The sequence below is a fragment of the Amycolatopsis sp. YIM 10 genome, from assembly GCF_009429145.1.
Classification (GTDB): domain Bacteria; phylum Actinomycetota; class Actinomycetes; order Mycobacteriales; family Pseudonocardiaceae; genus Amycolatopsis.
Genome location: NZ_CP045480.1, coordinates 10,188,374 through 10,206,044, shown reverse-complemented (window position 1 = coordinate 10,206,044; position 17,671 = coordinate 10,188,374). Strand labels below are relative to the sequence as shown.

The following is a 17,671-nucleotide window of genomic DNA, read 5'->3' as shown; positions in this document are numbered from 1 at the left end:
TTCAGTTCGCCGGGTCCCAGTTGCCGTGGAAGCCGTTCGGCACGCGGTCCGGCAGGTGCACGGCACCGACGGTTTCCAGCGTTCCGGCATCCAAAATGGTCAGATCGCTGGTCTGTGTCGTGGCGTCGTAGACGAAGCCCAGCAGCACGCCCTCGTCCTCACCGGCGTCCACAGTGGATGGCACGAAGACGAACTCCCCCACCTGGCTGCCTTCGCCGAACTCCCGGCGCCGCACCGAGCGGTTCCAGAGATCGTGCTTGAGCAGCGCGCCCGACGACTTCGAACCGTCCCTTGTGGACACCGAGTAGCCGAAGCGATTCGGCCGCCCGACCAGCCGCTCGTCCACGCGCGGGAACTCCTGGCCCTGGTCGTCGAGGCGTTCTTCGAGCACCTTGCCCGCGGTCAGGTCGACGGTCCAGCGGTCGAGGGACGGCGGCCCTTCGGCGGGGCCGCGCAGTTCGCTGTCGAACATCTTCGGGTGCCGGACGACGTCGAGCACGATGCTGTCGCCGTCGTCGTAGGCGTTCATCGGGTGGAACACGTAGCACGGCTCGACCTCGAACCAGCGCACGTCGCCGTTGCCGCCTTCCCTTGGCATGACGCCGATCCGCGCCGGGTAGTCGGGGTTCCAGCGGTACGGGAGGCCGGCGTTGCCGGAGATCCGCTCGCGCAGCATCGCGCTGACCGGGTCGGGCACCTTCACCTTGCCCACCAGCGCGGACATCACCAGCTTGGCCGGCGTGCGCAGGAGCGGCGGCACGGAGGCGGCGACCGCCTCCCCGGTGTGGAAGGTGACCGGGAGGTCGTAGAAAACGACGTGCTTCTCGGTCAGCGAGAAGTCGTGCATCATCGGTGAGCCGGTGACCTCGATGTCGACCGCGCGCCGCGCGCGACCGGCCGCGTCGATCACCGAGTACTGCACCTTGTTGCCCCAGCCGAAGAAGTACGACACGGCGTGCAGTTCGCCGGTTTCCGGATCGCGCTTGGGGTGGGCGGTGTAGCCGCCGGGCAGGGTGCCGTCGAAGTCGCAGGCGCCGACGGTGTCGAGCTCGTCGGTGAGTTCGAAGTTCGGCACGCCGCCCTCGATCAGCGCGAGGGTCCTGCCCGCATGACCGATGACGTTCGTGTTGGGCCCCAGGGAGGTTCCCGCGCGGACCCAGCGGTTGCGGTACCACTCGGCGCGGCCGTCGCGCAGCCGCACGCCGTGGACCATGCCGTCGCCCATGAACCAGTGGTAGGTCGCGGGATCCACCTCGGACAGCGGGTTCGGCCCGTTCCGCAGGTAGCGCCCGTCGAGGTGGTCCGGGATGTGCCCGGTGACGCGTAGTTCGGTGATCGTGTGCTCGCGGCTGACCGGAGCGAAGTTCCCGTCGAGGAACCTGTTGCCCATCGTTGGCCCCCTAGTGGCTCATAACGAGGTTATGCCTCATGTATAACAAGGTTATGAGATACTGGCAAGCATGTCGCCCAAACCCGCCGCCGAGGTCAAGGCCAGCCTGATCGACGCGGCGATCCGGTTGCTCGCCGACGGCGGGCCGGAAGCGCTGCAGGCACGCAAGCTCGCGGCCGAGATCGGCGCGTCGACGATGGCCGTCTACACCCACTTCGGCGGGATGGGCGCGCTGGTCGACGAGGTCGCCCGCGAGGGGTTCCGGCGGCTTTCGGCCAATCTCGGCGCGGTCCGCGAGACCGATGACCCGGTGGTCGACATGCTCAGCCTGGCGCTGGCGTACCGGCGGACCGTGGTGGAGAACCCAGAGCTCTACGCGGTGACCTTCGGGCAGAGCCAGCCGAACGGACAGAAGGTCGCCAGGGGTGACATGACCAGCGAGGAGTCCCGCCGGAACCTCAGCGAAGAGGGTATGGAGGCGTTCGGCTACCTCGTCCGCGGCGCGGACCGGGTGATCAAGGCGGGCCGGTTCCGCCCCGCCTCGGAGTTCTCCGTCGCCGCGCAGCTCTGGAGCGCGGTGCACGGCTACGTCACCCTGGAGGTCGCCGGCCACTTCGGCGACGGCGACAACGGGGTGGACCAGGTGCTGATCCCCATGGCCATCGCGCTGGGCGTCGGCCTCGGCGACACCCTCGAAGCGGCGACGGCGTCCGCGCGGGCGGCGGTCGAGTCCTGGCGCGCCTAAGCTCCCAGCGCCACCGGGAGTTCGGTGATGTTCGAAAGCACCTTGACCTGCTTGAGGACCTCGGGGTCGGGCGGGAAGTGCGGGTTGGGCACGGCGTAGACGGCCATGCCCGCGGCGAGTGCGGACTTCAGCCCGTTCGTGGTGTCTTCGACGGCTGCGCATTTCGCCGCGTCGACGCCGAGTTGCCGCGCCGCTTCGAGGTACACGTCGGGCGCGGGTTTGCCCGCGTCCACCTGCTCGCTCGACAGCGCGACGCGCACCAGCCCGGTCAGCGAGGTGGCTTCGAGGAACGCCCGGATCAGCACCGGCGGTGAGGAGCTGGCGATGGCCACCGGGTACCGCTCACCGACCGCGCGCACCGCTTCCGGCCCGCCCGCGATCACCGGCGGTCCCTCGGCGTAGCGCTGCCGCATGCCGTCGACCACCACCTTCGCCACCTCGTCCGGGGTGAGGTCGACGCCCAGCTCGTGCACCAGGTGGCGCGCCCATTCCGGGGTGCTCATGCCCTGCAACGCCCTGGTCGTCCCGTCCTGCCAGGTCCCGCCGTGCTCGGCGACCACCGAGCGCCGCACCTCGTCCCAGGTCTGTTCGGAGTCGACCAGCACGCCGTCGAGATCAAAAACCACCGCGTCCATGCGCGCGACGGTACCGGTAGCGCGCGTGTGCGGCGGATTACTTGGACAGGCTAAGTAAATTTAGTTAGCATGGCTAAGTAATACCGTCGTGAGGAGGAGGCAACGCGCTGATGAGCGCCGGAAACCACGGGAGCCTGCTGGCCGCGATCAAGGGACAGCCCAAGCAGGTCTGGATCACCGCGTTCGCCGCGGTCATCGCCTTCATGGGGATCGGGCTCGTCGAACCGGTGCCACGCCCGTGACATATCTGGGGCATGACCTTGCGATTGCCTCGGAACTTCCAGCTTCCTACCACCCTGGTTACGCGCTTGCTCAAGCTCGCCAACGCAAGCGGTGTACCCACGTTCATGTATGCCCGCATCTCCGAGGACCGTATCGGCGGCGGCCTCGGTGAGGTACGCCAGCTTGAGGACCAGTGCGAAATTTTTGAGCGGTTCGGATTGCGTCTGGCGGGGGTTTACGTCGACAACGACATCTCGGCCTACTCAGGCAAGCGGCGGCCGGACTACGAGGCGATGCTCGACGGCCTGCGTGCCGGTCGTGCTAGAGCTGTAACCGCGTGGCACACCGACCGTCTCCACCGGAGCCCGACCGAACTCGAGGAATACATCGCGGTGTGCGACCCGGGCGGCGTGACAACGTACACCGTGAAGGCTGGACACCTGGACCTCTCCACTCCGTCCGGCCGCATGGTCGCCCGTCAGCTCGGCGCCGTTGCTCGGTTCGAGTCCGAGCACAAGGCGGACCGAATCAAGGCGAAGCGGCTGCAAGCGGCAAAAGAGGGTCGCTGGCAGGGCGGCCCGCGCCCGTTCGGTTTCGAGCCCGACGGCGTGAAGCACCGCAAGATCGAAGCCGACGAGATCGCCGAGGGTACTAAGTCCGTGCTCGCCGGCGTCAAGGTGCACACGGTGGTCAAGGGCGTGAATGAACGCGGCGTGCGGACCACCACCGGCCGCCTGTTCAGCGGCCCCGCCTTTCAGGATGTGCTCATGCGTCCGCGCAATGCCGGCCTGGCCGTCTATCAGGGCGAGGTGATCGGCAAGGCCGAATGGAAGCGGATTGTGTCCCCCGCGAAGTGGCGAGCCGTCGTCTCGATCCTCAAGGACCCGGCACGCCGGAGCAGCCCCGGCAATCGGGTCCGCTGGTTCGGGTCCGGGCTGTACTTGTGCGAGACGTGCGGGCGCCCGAGCTTGCGCTGCTCGACCGTCGGCAAGAACACGAGGTCGGTCTATCGGTGCCGTTCTACTAACAACCAGTTCTCCAAAGGTCACGTGGCACGCGACGCTCGGATGCTCGACGACTTCGCCGAGCGCCTCATCGTTCATCGGCTCGCCCAGCCGGACGCAATCGACCTTCTCAGGACTCGGCGGGACGTCGTCGACGTCGCCGAGCTGCACGCCGAGAGCATCGCTCTTCGGGAACAAATGGACGAACTCGCTCGCGCGTTCGCCGACCGCAAGGTTTCGATTTCTCAGCTCACGGCCGGCTCCGAACCTATGCAGAAGAGGCTCGACGACATAACCGCGGATATCGCCGCGGCGAGCCTGGCTGATCCTCTCGCCGGCCTGGTGGGTGTCGGCAACGTTGCCGACATCTGGTTCGGCACGAAGCCGGACCGATCAGACGGCCTCGACCTCGACCGTCGCCGCGCTGCATTCGATGCCCTGGCGACGGTGACTGTGCTGAAGACTGGCCGCGGCCGGCCGCCGAAGGACGGGCGGCTAGACCCGAAGACGGTCCGTGTCGAGTGGAAGAGGGACGCGGCCGCGTGACACGCGTCGTGTGAACGTCGAGGTATGACGATCACACCGAGAGCGGCGAGCGGCGCCGACGTCGACGAAGACATCGAACGACTTGTCGACGAGGCGCCGCCGTTGAGCCCGGAGCAACGCGACCGGCTCGCGATCTTGCTCCGACCTGCTGTCGTGCCGAGGCAGGCAACCGGCAGACGCGGCGTGAGCACCGGCAGGCACAACGTCACCGAAGAGGTGTGATCCCGTAGCCTCGAACGCATGGCCTCCGAACACGTGATCGTCGCGTCCACCACTGACAGCGAAGAACGCGCCGGCGCGCTCGCCGCGGGTGCAATCGACGCTCGACTCGCTGCCTGCGCGCAGGTAGTCGGCCCCATCACCAGCGTCTACCGCTGGGAGGGCGCCGTGCAGACGGACCCCGAATGGCGAGTCGAGTTCAAGACGGCGGCCGACCGCGTGCCGGCTCTTACCGAGCACATCAAGGCGAACCACACGTACGACGTCCCGGAGATCATTGCGACGCCGATCAACGGCGGTAGTGCCGAGTATCTCGCGTGGCTGATCGACGAAACGCGCGAGAACGCCGGCTAGACACTCGGCTTGGCGAGAAGCTGCTCGGTCAACCGTTCGCGGGTCTGTCCGGCTGTTCCGGTGCGTTGCTCGGGCAGCAACTCGACCACTTCCCACAACCGATCGATGGCGAGGCTTGCCTCGGTGCGGGTCGCGAGCGGAGCGGATTCCGCGGCCAGTGATTGCACCCGGTCGAAGTCGGCACTTCGTGCCGCGGACGTTGCGAGGTCCGCGAGCACCAGCGCGCGCACCTTCGTCTCACTCGGCGTCAACGAGCCGAGCAAGTCAGCGGCCGCGGCATCGGTCTCGCGGTGGTTCATTCGGCCAAACGTCGACACGGCGAGGCTGCCGAGTCGATTCTCAGTGAAGAACGACGTCCAGGGGCGCGACGGTCCGTTCGGGGCATAGTCGAACACGGTCACGGCCTGGTCTAGCGCTCGCATTGCGGCACTCGGGTCGCCGGCCGCGGCCTCTTCCTCGGCTCGGCGAGCCAAGATCCACGCATGGGTTGCCGGGTCAGTACCGCGGACTTCGTCGGCTGCATCGGCGAGCATTCGCGCAGCGCCGGCGGAGTCGCCTTGCGAGCTGAGTAGGTAGCTCCAGTAGCCGAAGATGCACGCGATGAGCGGGTGATCGTCGGCGGCTCGGGCTGCGTCGAGTGCGTCACGATATGTGCGGATCGCCTCGCGGGACCGGCCCAGGTCGAACAGCGTCCAGCCGGTCAGTGCCTCGGTTTCGCCTACGGCGGAGACGAGGCGCCGGCGTAGAGCGTCATCGGACGTAGCAGCGGCAAGGGTGTTCAACCCTGCGCGATGTGTCCGGAGGGACGTCACGAGCTGCCGCGCCGGAAGGGTCTCTTCCGAGGTGAAGAAATCTCGCGTTTTGTTTTCCGCCCTCGCTACCGCGTACGTGTCCGCAGGTCGACGCCCGGCCCGCATGTCGGCCTGCCGCTTCCATGGTGGGTCGTTGAGTACGCCGGAGCTGCTCACGATGGCGGCGCCGGCGATTCGGAGTAGGTCACGTCGGTCCACGTCTTCGAGGTTAACCTCTGGCGCCGCGGTGTCCGATTCGTCGAGCGCATGAGAACCGGCGAACCAGCGTAGGGCGGGCGGTAGGTGTAGATCGGCCGCCCACTGCTCGAGCTTGTTCAGGTCGCTCGGCCGGGGTGCGTCGGGGGCTTCCATCCGGCTGACCTGTCCTTGGGTCAGCCCAAGCCAGCGACCTAGTACCGCCTGTGAGACGCGCGGGTCGAGGGATGTGCGGTACGCCCAAAGAAGGCGGCCGAAGTGACGGGCTTCGATTGCTCGGCGGATGCCCTCTGCCTGCCAAAAGGTGTCCGGTTGTGGCTGTGCCGTTCCTGAGAGCAGCAGGCGGGTACACGGGCCGCAGTGATCGCTCTTGCGGTCACGAGCGAGCCGCTTGTCGCACTTCTGACACCTGCGTGCCGGTCCGTTCACCCTGGTCACCCCTGCTCACCACCCCCGCGAAGTGTAGGCGAACGAACACGGCATGTCGCGGATTCGATGCGCGCCACGCATAAAATCCGGTGCTCCTGACTGCTCGTCTGTCGGATCTTATGAGCCGTTGTCGTTTCCTGCGGCGGATCTTCGGTGGACGCTCATTGCATGTACCAGGTTGCACACCGTAACAACACCACGTCGCGCTACGTGGCACCTCCGGTTGAGGCGGTTGCAGCGTGAGCGCCGGCGAGGTTGTTGTGCGCGCGGTGATTGGTGCCGTAGCCGGCGCCGCGGTGGCTGCTGCCGTGGTCCCGTATCTGCGTCAGGCACGCCGAGACCGTGCTCGCTTCCTTGACGAGCAGAGGGCGGCCGAACCGCGCAACGGCCGGAAGCCGGGAGGCACGTCCGGTGACCCCCTCGAATTCGTGGCGGATGCGGGGAGTGTGCCCCCCGGCCCTCCGCATTCGCCACGTTCCAACGTCGCGGCCGCTCGACGGAAGGTCGCCATGACTGGTGAGGTTTTCGCTCGCGCGGCGGCGTCAATTCCTGAGCGCGACCGGGTCGTCGTCTGGCGCGAACTCACCGACGAAAGTCGGCCATTTCGATTTGCCTACTGGTGGGCAACAAGTTTCGGCAAGCTCTTCGCGCTTGGCCTTCTGCTCTTCGTGGCTTCTATCGTTGCCATTCTTGGCGACTATTCGCGCGTATTTTTGATTGCAACATTGCTGACTAGTGCGATCCTTGTCGGACTTCCGGCGGTCAAACTGCACCGTATTGCGTGGCAGGCGCTGAACCTGTCGGCCGGCGTCTACGTGGTTGCACTCAAGGGAGAAAATCATGTGGACGAGTGAGGATGCGCTTAAGGAGCTAGTCTCCCGCAATTTTCGGGCGATTCAACTTGCCGGTTCGCCGGGGCAGCCGGAAATGATGTTGTTCTCGCGGGGTTGGGAAGAACCCTTTATGGACGAGGTTATCGTCAGGGGTGAGGACGACGCGACCGCGTGTAGGCGAAGCCTTGCGGACAGCGTCGACTTTCTCGAGCGCAAAGACTTCGTTTGGTATAAGGATGGGTCGGTGGTCGAGGTTGTCGACGAGCTGATCTTTCATCTTCCTCACCCTGCTAATCCCAATGCCCCAAAGATCGTGATACCAACTCCGGGCACGCTTTGGCTACCGCCTGGTGCTCGAACTGAAGTCCATTCGTAGCGGGTACCAATTTCTGACTGTGGGGTGTTCCATGTCTACCGTGACTATCGTTGGTGTGGTTCTCACCTTCGTTCTCGTGGTGTGCGTCTTGACTTTCCTTAAATGCGTCGCTTTCGCGTCTAGTTCGGGTCGGCACGCGCTCGGCGTCCCGCGCGAGAGTCAAACGTGTCCGGTCGAGGTGCTCGAGTTGGGCGACGTCATACGTGTTCCGGTTGAGTCGGAAATAGTTGATCAGTACGGCGTCGGGTTGAGTGTCGACGACGATTACCCATCCGACTTCATCGGTGCGAGGCCGTACCTCGAAGAGTACTGGCGAAAATCAGGTCGCCATCCTGCCGAGCAGACGGTCGAATTTGCGGCCTTTGCGTGGGTTGATGAAGACGACGAATACGAACGCGTAAGCGGGCAACTTGAGTTGGTCGCATGACACGCACATGGCGCGAAGTCGGGCGAGCGCCGCCTGCGCGAGGATGCCGGGAACCAACGCGAGAAGGGTCGAACGTGCCGCAACCGAACATGATGCTTGACCACCCCGGATGGCTGCGTGGCGACGACGGGCGCGCTCGGCGCGTGCTCCGGTCGGCCGGCTCGGTGTGGTCGGTGATCTGTACGCCGGAGCCTGCCGGCGGGCATCTGGTCGACGTCGTTCGGCTCGCTGGCGACACGGACGTCGCCCCGGTCGCTGACACGATCGACCCGCGAACGCTGGTGGGCGACGTGGCGGTGTGCGAGCCGCTGCGGGCAGATGGCCCGGTCGCGCGCGTGCGGACTTCGGATGTGTGGGAAGCGCTCGGCACGGCGGTTACCCGCCAGGTGATCAAGGCCGCGACGGCGCGCGAGAACTACCGTCGGTTCTGCGAAACCTACGGCGAGCGGTACGACACCGCGGCCGGTCCGGCGTGGCTATTCCCGTCGCCCGAAACGGTGCTCGCCCTGTCCGACGACGAGTTCGCCGTGCTGCGCATGAAGTTCTTCCGCGGCGGCCTGCGCTCGGCCGCCGAGGCGAGCCTCAAGGCGGCCGACGACTGGGCCGGAATGACGGGCGAGCAGCTCATCGCCGCGGTGCAGAGCGTGCGCAGGATCGGCCCGTGGACGGCCGGCGCCACGGTCGCCGACGTCACCAACGACTACAGCCTCTATCCCTTCGCCGACCTCGCGGTGCGCACCTGGGCGGGCAAGCTCGCCCCTTCGGTCTCCTGGCCGAAACCCGAACCTGAGTTCGGGCGGTTGTGGCAAGCGATGGCCGGCGGGCAGTTGTCCGAGTGGACGCTGCTCACCCTCGCTTGGGGAGTTCGACATGCAACCGGAGTTGCCCTCTGACCTGATCGCCGGCGCCGACCTCCGCCGGGGTATCGACGCACTGTTCGTCAACGCGCCGTTGCGCGACTACGACGAGCGCCCGCGGGTGAACGACTTCACGTTGCCGGTGCTCGGCATGGCCTACATCGCCACCTACGCGGCCGCGCAGGGGTTCAACGTCGGCGTTCTCGACGCCGAGGCGCACGGGCTCGGCATCGAGCAGACTGCCCGCCTAGTGAATGCGGCCGCGCCGCGGTGGGTCGGGTTCAACCTGCTAGCGCCGACGTACGAGATCAGTGCTCGTATCGCCGATCGGCTCAACCGCGACATCATGGTCATGCTCGGCGGGCACCAGGCGAAAGCGATGCCGGCCGAGATCCTGCGCGACCAGCGGATGAGCCAGTGCGAAGCCTTGGTGATCGGCGAGGGCGAGACGCGGGTCGCCGCCCTGCTCGACGACCACCGGCGACGGACCGAGCTGCCCGAAGTGATGTGGCTCGACCCGGTTACCCATATGCCGGTCAACGGCGGGATCGGGAAGACCCGGCACCACTTGGCGCCGGACATCAACGGGTTGCCGTTCGTTGACCGCGGCTACCTCGCGCAGGACCCGCACCGGGACAACGGCCGTCTTGAGGCGAATATGGTCGGCGCTCGCGGCTGTCCCTACGACTGCTCGTTCTGCGGCGCCGCCGTGTCGGCGAACCCGGATATCACCATCCGCACCCGCGAGCCGCACAACATCCTCAACGAGATGGACCAGCTTCGCGGTACAGGCGTGAACGCCTTCCGATTCGTCGACGATCTGTTCCTCGGCGTCCCCCGCGTCATCAAGATGATGATGACTGCGTTCACCGCGGACCACGTCGGCGAGTGGGCACAGTGGGACGCCACGGGTCGAATCAACGTGCTGAACCGCATGAGCGACGCCATGCTCGACACCCTCGCGGCGAACGGCCTGCGCGAGGTCGCGCTCGGCGTCGAGTCCGGCAACGCGCGGATGCTCGAGCGGATCGACAAGCGCATCACTCCGGACATGGCGCGGTTGGTGGTGGAGCGGCTCACCGTGCGCGGGATCAACGTCAAGGGCTATTTCATCCTCGGATTTCCGACCGAGACGCGTGCCGAGATCGACGACACGGTGCGGCTCGTTCACGATCTGTGGGACCTCACCGCCAACCAGCCGGGCCGGTTCCGCGCCTCGGCGTTCGAGTACCGCCCGTACCCGGGTACGCCCGACTGGGGCGAGTTGATGAAGTCCGGGAAGTACTCGGCCGAGCAACTGCTCAACTACACCGCCGTTGACCTCACCTCCGACGGCGTCGACGAGTCGATGCGCGAGCGCGACGAGTTCAATTTCTCCGTCAACATCCAGTTGAGCGAGGCGCCCATCGACTACGTCCGGAGCAATCTCGTCACGATCTCCCGCGCGCAGTTCGACCGGAAGGCGGCGGCGTGACCACTGCTCACCGCGGGGCGTTCGTCACCCTCGACGGACCGGCCGGCGTCGGCAAGACCACTACAACCCGCCTTGTGCGCGAGCACCTCAGCAAGCGCGGGTACAAGGTGCACGCGACGACCGAACCGTCGCACGGCGTGCTCGGCAAGACGGCCCGGCACGGCACCGACACCTACCGCGGGTACACGCTCGCGTGCCTGGTCGCCGCCGACCGGTATCACCACATCGAGACCGAGGTGCGACCCCACGTACAGGCGGGGTGCATCGTCGTGTGCGACCGCTACGTCGCCTCGTCCTATGTGCTGCAACGCATGGACGGAGTCCCGCTCATGTTCGTGGAAGCGATCAACGCGGCTGCTGACCGGCCCGACCTCGCGTTCATCTTGCAGGCACCGCCGGAGGTGACTGCGGCACGGGTGGCCGCTCGTGGTGCTCACGATCGGTTTCACGCCGGCGAGGAAAGCAGCAGGATTGAGAGCGGGTTGTACGAAGAAGCCGCGAAACGGCTCGCGCAATGGCGGTATCCGGTCGTTTCCGTCGACACCGGCGAGGCTGGGCCGGTGGACGTCGCGACCTATCTCACCGACCGAATCGCCGACTTGGTAGACGGTCCCGCCGTCGACGCGGCAACGGCGTAGCCTGCCTGCGAGCCCGCCGGCGCGGGCGGGCTCGCAGGTTCCACACCGCTACCTCGTAAGGATCTCGCCGGATGCCCGACAGCCAACACACCATCATTGACGTGCATGTCTTGCTCGTCCGTGGTGACGAGCTGCTACTCATCCGACGCCGAGGCGACTACGGCGGGGGCATGTGGCACTTGCCGTCGGGCAAGCTCGACGCCGGCGAATCGCTACCGGCCGCCGCGACGCGGGAAGCAGCCGAAGAGGTCGGCGTGCTCGTCTACCCGGCAGACCTGCGCCACGTGCACACGGTGCACGTTGCGAACTCCGGACCGGCGCCGCGCCTCGGCGTGTTCTTCGAGGCTCGCCGCTGGTCCGGGGAACCGCACAACCGCGAGCCCGATAAGTGCTCGGCCGTCGAATGGTTCCCGCTCGACAACCTGCCCGACGACGTGATCCCGTATCCGCTCGCCGGCATCCGCGCCTACCGCAACGGCGACTCGTTCGGCCTGCTCGGCTGGCCTGCCCCGCAACGACCGATGCTCGTCTGACCGGCTGCTCAGCGCAGCGAGCCCCAGAACTTCTGATTTGCCCTGGTCCACACGGCATCGTTGAGGTTCAGCGTCAACGGCAACGGTGCGACCTGCCCGGACCGGTACACGCTGTACGGGGTTTCGTTCAGCAGTGCGGATGCGCCGGCGCCGGTGGTCGGGGTGGTCGAGGCGAGCCTCGGCGCAGTGCCGCTGCCGGTGGTGAGTCCGGCGAACGCGACGGCGTCGCCGCGGTTGACGGCGAGTGCGCCGAGGTTGACCGGCTTCATGCCGGCGGTGGCTATCCAGGTCAGTCCGGACACAGTGACTTTGCGGTCGAGGCTGGACACGTTCGGGCCGACGTAGACGCCGAAGTCAAATCCGGTGAGCCCGGTGTGCACGGCGTAGACGCAGAACTTCGCCAAGGTCGCGGCGAGCGTCCGCGACGCGATGGTCGCCCACACGGTGAGGTAGCCGGGCGAGAGGGTCTCGCCCCAGATGGCATCGGCGCGTCGGAGTGTCGAGACCTGGTCGCCGTAGAGCGTGGTGTCGGTGGCCTGCGCTTCGGCGGTGGGTAGCTGCCCCATCGTGGCGACGTCGACCCCGTCGACTGGGACCGGTCCGCGGTACTCGAGTGCGCCGGCCACTACCCGACCACCACCACGCGGTAGGTGCCGGCGCCGCCGAACGAAAGCGCGACGTTGTCGGCGTCGGTGAGGTCCACGCCGGTGAGCACGAGCGCCGGGGTGGTGGTGCTGATGTCGTAGACCGAGACGTCGACGAACTGATTTCCGAGGCCGTGCCGGATGGTGACCGGGCCGGCCGCGGTCGGGGTGACGTTGGCGATGACCTTGCGGGCGACGACGGCGGTGTCGACGGCGACGGCGTCCGCGGTGACGACGATGCCGGGGCCGGCACCGACGGCGATCGTGTCCGCGCCGACGGCGAGCAGGCCGGCGCCGGCGAGGGTGAAACCGTCCGATCCGGTGCCGTAGACGGCCCACGTCTGCCCGGTCTCGCCCGGGGTGATGCTGCCGTTCGTGGTGAGCAGGTAGAGCCGGTCGCCGTTGGTGGCGCCTTCCTCGACGGCGACGACGGCGCCGCCGCGCAGGTCTCCGGGGCTGTCGGCGTCCGCGGCACGCGCCCACGCGCCCGCCTTGGCGAGGTAGATGCCGTTCTCGACCGGGTCGGCCTGCGCCTTGACGAGCACCCGGTCGTCGGCGTTGGGGGTGATGCCGTCGACGGCGGCGAGCCCGGTGCGGGTGATGGGGCCGGTGGTGGCCAGGCGCACGGCGGCTTTGAACGAGACGCCGGCGGCCGCTGCCGCTACGGCGTCTTGGAGCTGTCCGTACGTGGCGAGGTCGCCGGTGGCCGAGCCGGCGGCGGCGTTGGTGATGCGCTGGGCGCCAACGTTGACTGGCGCGGTGGGCGCGGCGAACTCGTCGAGCCGGTAGCCGGTGACGGTCGCGCGCAGGTCGGACACGGTCGAGGCCGGCTGGTTGCCGGTGTGGTTGGCGCGGGCGGTCGGGTCGATCCAGTTGCCGGCGGCGTCGCGGATCTTCAACCGCCCGTTGTGGTAGATGACCTGCGCCTCGGCGCCGGCGGGCAGGCTGGCGACCTTGTGAGCGACCAGGTTGCGGGCTTCGTTGAGCCCGTGGTCAGTGTGGGTGCCGAACTTCAAGTCGGCCATGGTCGGGACGCTCCTAGCTCAGGTAGGCCACGCCGGAGCACGGCGCGGAAAACTCGATGCGGACGTGTCCGGCGGCCGGGTAGGTGACCACGCCGAGCAGCGGCTCGCCGGTGGACTCGATGACGTGCACGCCGGCGGGGGTGAACGAGAGCGGATGGAAGATGTTCCAGACCGCGGCCGCGATGGTTTGCTCGTGGCGGTGGCCGAACTCGAGGACGTCGCCCGGCTCGCCGGGCGGGGCGGTGTCGACGGGCGCGCCGACGGCGAGCCAGTCGAGCACGACCGGCGGGCCGGCTTCGGGCTCAAGGGCTGTCACGAGTCACCCCCCGAGACACGCGCACCGTGCCCTCGACGATCCGGGCGACGCGGCCGGCCGGGTCGATGAGCAGCACGTCGAAGACGCCGGCGAGCCACGGCCAGGCGCGCGAGGTCGCCGCGGTCACGGTGAGCGTGACCCGCGAGTCCGTGGTGCTGGCGTTGCTGGCCGAGGTCGACCACTCGTGCAGCACGTCGCCGGCGTCGATGCGTTCGCGGACCTGCGCGCGCACGGTCCACCCGGAAAGGTCGAGCGGCCGGCCACCAGAGGTGACCGGCCACGCTCGACCCCACTCGGCGCCCTTCTCGATCACGACGTCGTCGTGCAGGGCGGGCACGGGCTACTCCCGGTCGTAGGTGGGTGGGCGGGTCGAGCCGAGCAGGAACCGCGCGAGCCAGCTCGGCACCCGCGGCTCGAGCCAGCGCAGGCCGGCGTAGACGGCGCCGAGCACGATCGGCACGGCGGCCGTCTGGCCGAGTCCGTTCGCCGACTCGACGAGCCATGCGGGCAGGCCGAGCGCGACCAGGTACGCGACGCCGGCGGACCAGAGCCCGGGAACGACGGTGCGCACCCACGACGTGACGCGGTCCGAGCGCAGCCACGCGGCGAGCCGCTCGCCGAGCTGGTGCTGCGGGGTGGGTTCGGTCATGGTCACTTCGCCTTCTGCGGGAACGAGTAGCCAAGGCGGCCGTTGGTGACGTTGCCGGCGGCGTCGCGCGAGCGGTACCGGAGCGCAACGCCTTCGATGCCGCTGGGCACCTGCCAGTAGTTGCGCTGCCGGTCGGCGAGCCGGCCGCCGGTCGGCGCGGTGCCGGTCAGGCCCACGAGCTTGAGCCCGCTGCCGATGGTGACGACTTCGTACTCGACTTCACCCCACGCGGCAAAGATCGTGAACCAGGCGTCGCCGACCACGGTCGAGTTGACGTTGCTCTCGAACGGGAGCGCAACGTAATTCCAGTCGGCCGAGTAGGGCAGGGACACAGGGATGGCGGGCATATCGACCTCTTTCTCTGAATGGGATGAGGAACCGAGCAAGGCGGCGAACTGCTCGCGGCTGCCGTCGAAGGCGTTCGCGTCGACCGGTGCGTGCCCGGCGACGGTGGCCGAGCTGGTGAACTGGAGCAGCGGCACGGACAATCCGCCGTAGCCGAGCCAGAAACGGCCCGGGATGCGCTGGTAAATCTGGGCCGGGGTGCCGCCGTTGTAGTCCAGGTAACGGGAACTCCACAGCGGAGGCAGCCCGTCGAGCGCGGGAGCGCCCCAGGTCTGCCAGTACCAGCGGGGAAGGTAGATCAGCGGCGAGTGGTAGCCGGCGGCGAGCACCTTGCCGTACAGCTCACGCACCAGCGCCAGAGACGGCGCGCTGACTACCTTGCCGTTCTGCTTGATGGATTCGACGTCGAGAATCAGCGGGACGTCTTTCGGGACCACGCGGGCGATGTTGGCGAGCTGCGCGGTGGCCGAGGAATCGCTACGTACGAAGTGGTAGGCGGCCACGATCAGGCCGGCGTCACGGCCGGCGGCGAGGTTGCGCTCGAACTGCGGGTCGCGCCATGTGTTGCCCTCGGTGGCCTTGAAAATCGCGTAGGCGATGCCCTCGCGGGCGGCGCGCGCGAGGTCGAACGAGCCGCCCTGGTGGCGGCTGATGTCGATGCCCCAGAGCATCGGATCACCTCTTTTCCTTTGCTGGCTTGGTGTTCGGGGTGTCGGCGACGGCGTTCTCGACGCGGTCGATTGCGTCGCGCAGGCTCGCGCCGGAGTTGGGGCGTAGTTCGTGCTCGACGCGGTCGACTCGCTCGACCAGGCCGCGGACGTCGTCGCGGGTGGCGGCGCCGTCGGTTTCGATTGCGGATATGCGTTCCATGACGCCGGGGCGGGCGGGGACGCCGTCGCGTTCGGGCTCGCCGAACCAGTCGTCGGCGAAGTGCACGAGCTTGCGTAGGCCGCGGCCGGCGTTGCGGGCGGCGGTCCAGATTCGGCGGATGATCAGATAGGCGGCCACGGCGACACCCGCCGTCCCGGCGATGTCGAGCGCCGTCAGGTCGGCGAGGTTCACGGGGCGGTTTCCTTGCTGTGTCAGGGCATGACGAGATGACCGCGGGTCGCGGCAGACAGGCGGGGAAGGGTCAGAGGAAGTAGCAGCCGAGTACTTGACAGGCCAGGACGCCGGAACCGGTGGCCGAGGCGGTCACCTCGACCTTGACCCAATCGCGGCCGACGAACTCGGCGACGCTGTAGCGGCCCTGCCGGGCGACGACAACGCCGGCGTTGACGTTCCATGCACCGACTTCGGTTCCGTCGAGTTTGAGTCGGTAGGTGACGTTCGGTTGGTCGACGGCCCAGCCCCAGACGCCATCGATGGTCATCCACGCGTGGGAGACCGACGCGCGGCCTTCCCACAGCGTGGTTTCCCCGGCGAGCTTGCTGACGTTAATGCTCATGTAGCCGAAGACTTCGCCGATATCGGGATTGTCGGTGTAGGTGTGCGGGATGAACTGCGGGTAGAGCACAACCGGCAGCCACGGGCGCGCGAGGCCGACTCCGGTTTCGGCGCTGTCGGAGACGATGATGCGGCCCGACGAGTCGGTCATCGCCCAGTAGTCGCGGCCGAAATGCGACGAGCCCGCGGTGTACATGAGGGTTGCGCCGCCCTCGCGGCGGAGCACAAACCGTTGTTTACCTTCGGAGTCCGGGCCGACGTAGAGGATTTCGACGCCGTCGGAGTCAGTCATCTTGATGTAGCTGTCGTCGGCGAGGGTCAAGCCGCCGCGGGTGATGATGGCCGAGGACAAGCCGACTTTCTTGCGGACAGCGGCTAGTTCGCGTTCCAGGGCGATGACGCGGTCGATGATGTTGGAAGGCTGGTTGACCTGCATTAGGCGGCGTCCTCAATGAGCGGGCTCATGGTGATGGTGACGGTTTCGGCGGCTTCGCCCGGCGCGTACTGCGCGTCGACAATCCGCATGGCGGTGTCCAGGCCGCGGCGGATGAACTCGTCCCGGATGACGACCCGGACGTCGTCGCCGGTGTCCCACTCCCCCACGTAGGGCGCGGTGTTTCCGCGGACGGTGAGCGTGGGCAAGGCGACGGGCAGCCGGGCGACGAGCTGGTCGGCGTCGGCGTGGCCTTGCAGCGTGTCGGCGTCGGAAACGCTGGTGTAGCCCTGTTCCGACTCGAGCAACGGCCAGTGCTGCGCGTACTTGTCGACGTCCTCGGCGACGGCGATCGGGGTTCCCTCGGCCATGCCGTCGCCGCTGGCGAACGTGCGGGTTGCCATGCGGGTTGCGTCCGAGGGCCACGTGTAGTTGACGATGTTGCCGCCGGTCTCCCACACGTGCGCGGTTCCGGTCTGGCCGAGCCGCGGCGTGCCCACGCGCATGATGCGCCGGACGCGCCCGCCCGTGCCGGGCGCGACGCCGAACATGATGTCGGGGCCGTTGATCACCGCGGCGAGTTGCCGCAGAGCCTCGCCGACCGAGGACAACTCGTGTCCGGTGTAGGTGCGGTCGCGGTAGATGAACGAGCGCGAGTCGTCGAACTCAATGCCGATATCCCCGCCGGCGTGCGTCTGCGCGAGCTGCACCAGTGCACGGGCGAGGTCGTTTTGCTCGACGTCGTTCGCTGCCATCTTCAAGCCGGCGACGTGGTCCAGCGGGAGCGGCGCGGCCGGCAGGACCGGGAGCACCTTGCGGTGATCGAAGTAGCTCCACCAATCGGCGCCGGCCACCTCGACCTTGTGCGAGCTGCTGTCGTACTTGCGGGTCCAGATGATCCCGCCCCACATCGGCCGGTCGTCGCGCACGACGTAGAGCGCGCGGCGGGCCGGCATGGTCAGCTCGTACGGGTCGCGTCGGGTGCTCGAGGGATGCCGGGTCAAATCCCAGGTGCCGGAGAACTTCCCGGAGTCGTTCAACGGCTTGTTGTACTTGACGCCGGTGAGCGGCAGCTCGTCGAGCACGCGGCCGCTACGCAGGTCGGCGACCAAGTAGGCGTAGGT

General features: G+C 67.7%; 24 protein-coding genes. 12 read left to right on the top strand and 12 right to left on the bottom strand.

Annotated elements, in window-relative coordinates; all coding sequences use genetic code 11:
- Nucleotide 1 precedes the first annotated feature (1 nt).
- Nucleotides 2–1,390, bottom strand: a complete 1,389-nt coding sequence (locus YIM_RS47650) for a carotenoid oxygenase family protein (protein ID WP_153036599.1) — start codon at nucleotides 1,388–1,390, stop codon at nucleotides 2–4.
- Nucleotides 1,391–1,460: 70 nt separating this feature from the next.
- Between YIM_RS47650 and YIM_RS47645 the strand changes: the two genes are divergently transcribed.
- Nucleotides 1,461–2,135 (top strand): TetR/AcrR family transcriptional regulator, encoded by a 675-nt coding sequence (locus tag YIM_RS47645; protein WP_153036598.1) that lies wholly within the window; start codon nucleotides 1,461–1,463, stop codon nucleotides 2,133–2,135.
- Here the strand turns inward: YIM_RS47645 and YIM_RS47640 are convergent.
- A complete protein-coding gene (locus YIM_RS47640; RefSeq protein WP_153036597.1) occupies nucleotides 2,132–2,770 on the bottom strand; it encodes an HAD family phosphatase in 639 nt (212 codons plus the stop codon). The two genes, YIM_RS47645 and YIM_RS47640, sit on opposite strands and share 4 nt — an antisense overlap.
- Nucleotides 2,771–2,880: 110 nt before the next feature.
- Here YIM_RS47640 and YIM_RS49805 point away from each other — a divergent pair, with 110 nt between their 5' ends.
- From YIM_RS49805 to cutA, 4 genes are all read left to right on the top strand, one after another.
- Nucleotides 2,881–3,012, top strand: coding sequence for a hypothetical protein (locus YIM_RS49805; RefSeq protein ID WP_255462861.1), 132 nt, complete (start codon nucleotides 2,881–2,883; stop codon nucleotides 3,010–3,012).
- Nucleotides 3,013–3,078: 66 nt separating this feature from the next.
- A complete protein-coding gene (locus tag YIM_RS47635) occupies nucleotides 3,079–4,542 on the top strand; it encodes a recombinase family protein (protein WP_194239985.1) in 1,464 nt (487 codons plus the stop codon).
- 24 nt (nucleotides 4,543–4,566) lie between these two features.
- On the top strand, nucleotides 4,567–4,764 hold the full coding sequence (locus tag YIM_RS47630; protein ID WP_153036595.1) for a hypothetical protein: 198 nt from the start codon (nucleotides 4,567–4,569) through the stop codon (nucleotides 4,762–4,764).
- Nucleotides 4,765–4,782: 18 nt separating this feature from the next.
- Nucleotides 4,783–5,115 carry a divalent-cation tolerance protein CutA gene (gene cutA / locus YIM_RS47625; protein WP_153036594.1) on the top strand — a complete coding sequence of 111 codons (333 nt, stop codon included), beginning with the start codon at nucleotides 4,783–4,785 and terminating at the stop codon, nucleotides 5,113–5,115.
- Here the strand turns inward: cutA and YIM_RS49570 are convergent.
- Nucleotides 5,112–6,278, bottom strand: coding sequence for a hypothetical protein (locus tag YIM_RS49570; protein ID WP_228004458.1), 1,167 nt, complete (start codon nucleotides 6,276–6,278; stop codon nucleotides 5,112–5,114). The two genes, cutA and YIM_RS49570, sit on opposite strands and share 4 nt — an antisense overlap.
- A gap of 512 nt (nucleotides 6,279–6,790) precedes the next feature.
- Between YIM_RS49570 and YIM_RS47615 the strand changes: the two genes are divergently transcribed.
- The 7 genes from YIM_RS47615 to YIM_RS47585 all read left to right on the top strand — a co-directional run bounded on the left by YIM_RS47615 (nucleotide 6,791) and on the right by YIM_RS47585 (nucleotide 11,689).
- Complete coding sequence (locus YIM_RS47615) at nucleotides 6,791–7,405, top strand: hypothetical protein (protein WP_153036593.1); 615 nt, start codon at nucleotides 6,791–6,793, stop codon at nucleotides 7,403–7,405.
- Nucleotides 7,392–7,760 carry a hypothetical protein gene (locus YIM_RS47610; protein ID WP_153036592.1) on the top strand — a complete coding sequence of 123 codons (369 nt, stop codon included), beginning with the start codon at nucleotides 7,392–7,394 and terminating at the stop codon, nucleotides 7,758–7,760. Before YIM_RS47615 ends, YIM_RS47610 begins: the two co-directional genes overlap by 14 nt.
- 40 nt (nucleotides 7,761–7,800) lie before the next feature.
- Nucleotides 7,801–8,187 carry a hypothetical protein gene (locus YIM_RS47605; protein ID WP_153036591.1) on the top strand — a complete coding sequence of 129 codons (387 nt, stop codon included), beginning with the start codon at nucleotides 7,801–7,803 and terminating at the stop codon, nucleotides 8,185–8,187.
- A gap of 74 nt (nucleotides 8,188–8,261) precedes the next feature.
- Nucleotides 8,262–9,080 (top strand): hypothetical protein, encoded by an 819-nt coding sequence (locus YIM_RS47600; RefSeq protein WP_228004457.1) that lies wholly within the window; start codon nucleotides 8,262–8,264, stop codon nucleotides 9,078–9,080.
- A complete protein-coding gene (locus YIM_RS47595; RefSeq protein ID WP_153036590.1) occupies nucleotides 9,058–10,518 on the top strand; it encodes a B12-binding domain-containing radical SAM protein in 1,461 nt (486 codons plus the stop codon). The genes YIM_RS47600 and YIM_RS47595 overlap by 23 nt, the downstream gene beginning before the upstream one ends.
- On the top strand, nucleotides 10,515–11,156 hold the full coding sequence (tmk, locus tag YIM_RS47590) for a dTMP kinase (RefSeq protein WP_153036589.1): 642 nt from the start codon (nucleotides 10,515–10,517) through the stop codon (nucleotides 11,154–11,156). The genes YIM_RS47595 and tmk overlap by 4 nt, the downstream gene beginning before the upstream one ends.
- A gap of 71 nt (nucleotides 11,157–11,227) precedes the next feature.
- The gene (locus YIM_RS47585; protein WP_153036588.1) at nucleotides 11,228–11,689 is read left to right on the top strand and encodes an NUDIX domain-containing protein; all 462 of its coding nucleotides are present in this window, start codon (nucleotides 11,228–11,230) and stop codon (nucleotides 11,687–11,689) included.
- A gap of 8 nt (nucleotides 11,690–11,697) precedes the next feature.
- Here YIM_RS47585 and YIM_RS47580 read toward each other — a convergent pair whose 3' ends face one another.
- The 9 genes from YIM_RS47580 to YIM_RS47540 form a co-directional block, all read right to left on the bottom strand.
- Complete coding sequence (locus YIM_RS47580) at nucleotides 11,698–12,315, bottom strand: hypothetical protein (RefSeq protein ID WP_153036587.1); 618 nt, start codon at nucleotides 12,313–12,315, stop codon at nucleotides 11,698–11,700.
- Nucleotides 12,315–13,358, bottom strand: coding sequence for a hypothetical protein (locus YIM_RS47575; RefSeq protein ID WP_153036586.1), 1,044 nt, complete (start codon nucleotides 13,356–13,358; stop codon nucleotides 12,315–12,317). Before YIM_RS47575 ends, YIM_RS47580 begins: the two co-directional genes overlap by 1 nt.
- Nucleotides 13,359–13,371: 13 nt before the next feature.
- Complete coding sequence (locus tag YIM_RS47570; RefSeq protein WP_153036585.1) at nucleotides 13,372–13,674, bottom strand: hypothetical protein; 303 nt, start codon at nucleotides 13,672–13,674, stop codon at nucleotides 13,372–13,374.
- Nucleotides 13,661–14,011: a hypothetical protein gene (locus tag YIM_RS47565; RefSeq protein WP_153036584.1), complete on the bottom strand. Its 351-nt coding sequence runs from the start codon at nucleotides 14,009–14,011 to the stop codon at nucleotides 13,661–13,663. Before YIM_RS47565 ends, YIM_RS47570 begins: the two co-directional genes overlap by 14 nt.
- Before the next feature lie 3 nt (nucleotides 14,012–14,014).
- The gene (locus tag YIM_RS47560; RefSeq protein WP_153036583.1) at nucleotides 14,015–14,323 is read right to left on the bottom strand and encodes a hypothetical protein; all 309 of its coding nucleotides are present in this window, start codon (nucleotides 14,321–14,323) and stop codon (nucleotides 14,015–14,017) included.
- Nucleotides 14,324–14,325: 2 nt separating this feature from the next.
- Nucleotides 14,326–15,339, bottom strand: a complete 1,014-nt coding sequence (locus YIM_RS47555; RefSeq protein WP_153036582.1) for a glycoside hydrolase family 25 protein — start codon at nucleotides 15,337–15,339, stop codon at nucleotides 14,326–14,328.
- A gap of 4 nt (nucleotides 15,340–15,343) precedes the next feature.
- On the bottom strand, nucleotides 15,344–15,730 hold the full coding sequence (locus YIM_RS47550; protein ID WP_073846159.1) for a hypothetical protein: 387 nt from the start codon (nucleotides 15,728–15,730) through the stop codon (nucleotides 15,344–15,346).
- 70 nt (nucleotides 15,731–15,800) lie between these two features.
- Nucleotides 15,801–16,550, bottom strand: a complete 750-nt coding sequence (locus YIM_RS47545) for a hypothetical protein (RefSeq protein WP_153036581.1) — start codon at nucleotides 16,548–16,550, stop codon at nucleotides 15,801–15,803.
- Nucleotides 16,550–17,659 (bottom strand): hypothetical protein, encoded by a 1,110-nt coding sequence (locus YIM_RS47540; protein WP_153036580.1) that lies wholly within the window; start codon nucleotides 17,657–17,659, stop codon nucleotides 16,550–16,552. Before YIM_RS47540 ends, YIM_RS47545 begins: the two co-directional genes overlap by 1 nt.
- Nucleotides 17,660–17,671: the final 12 nt, after the last annotated feature.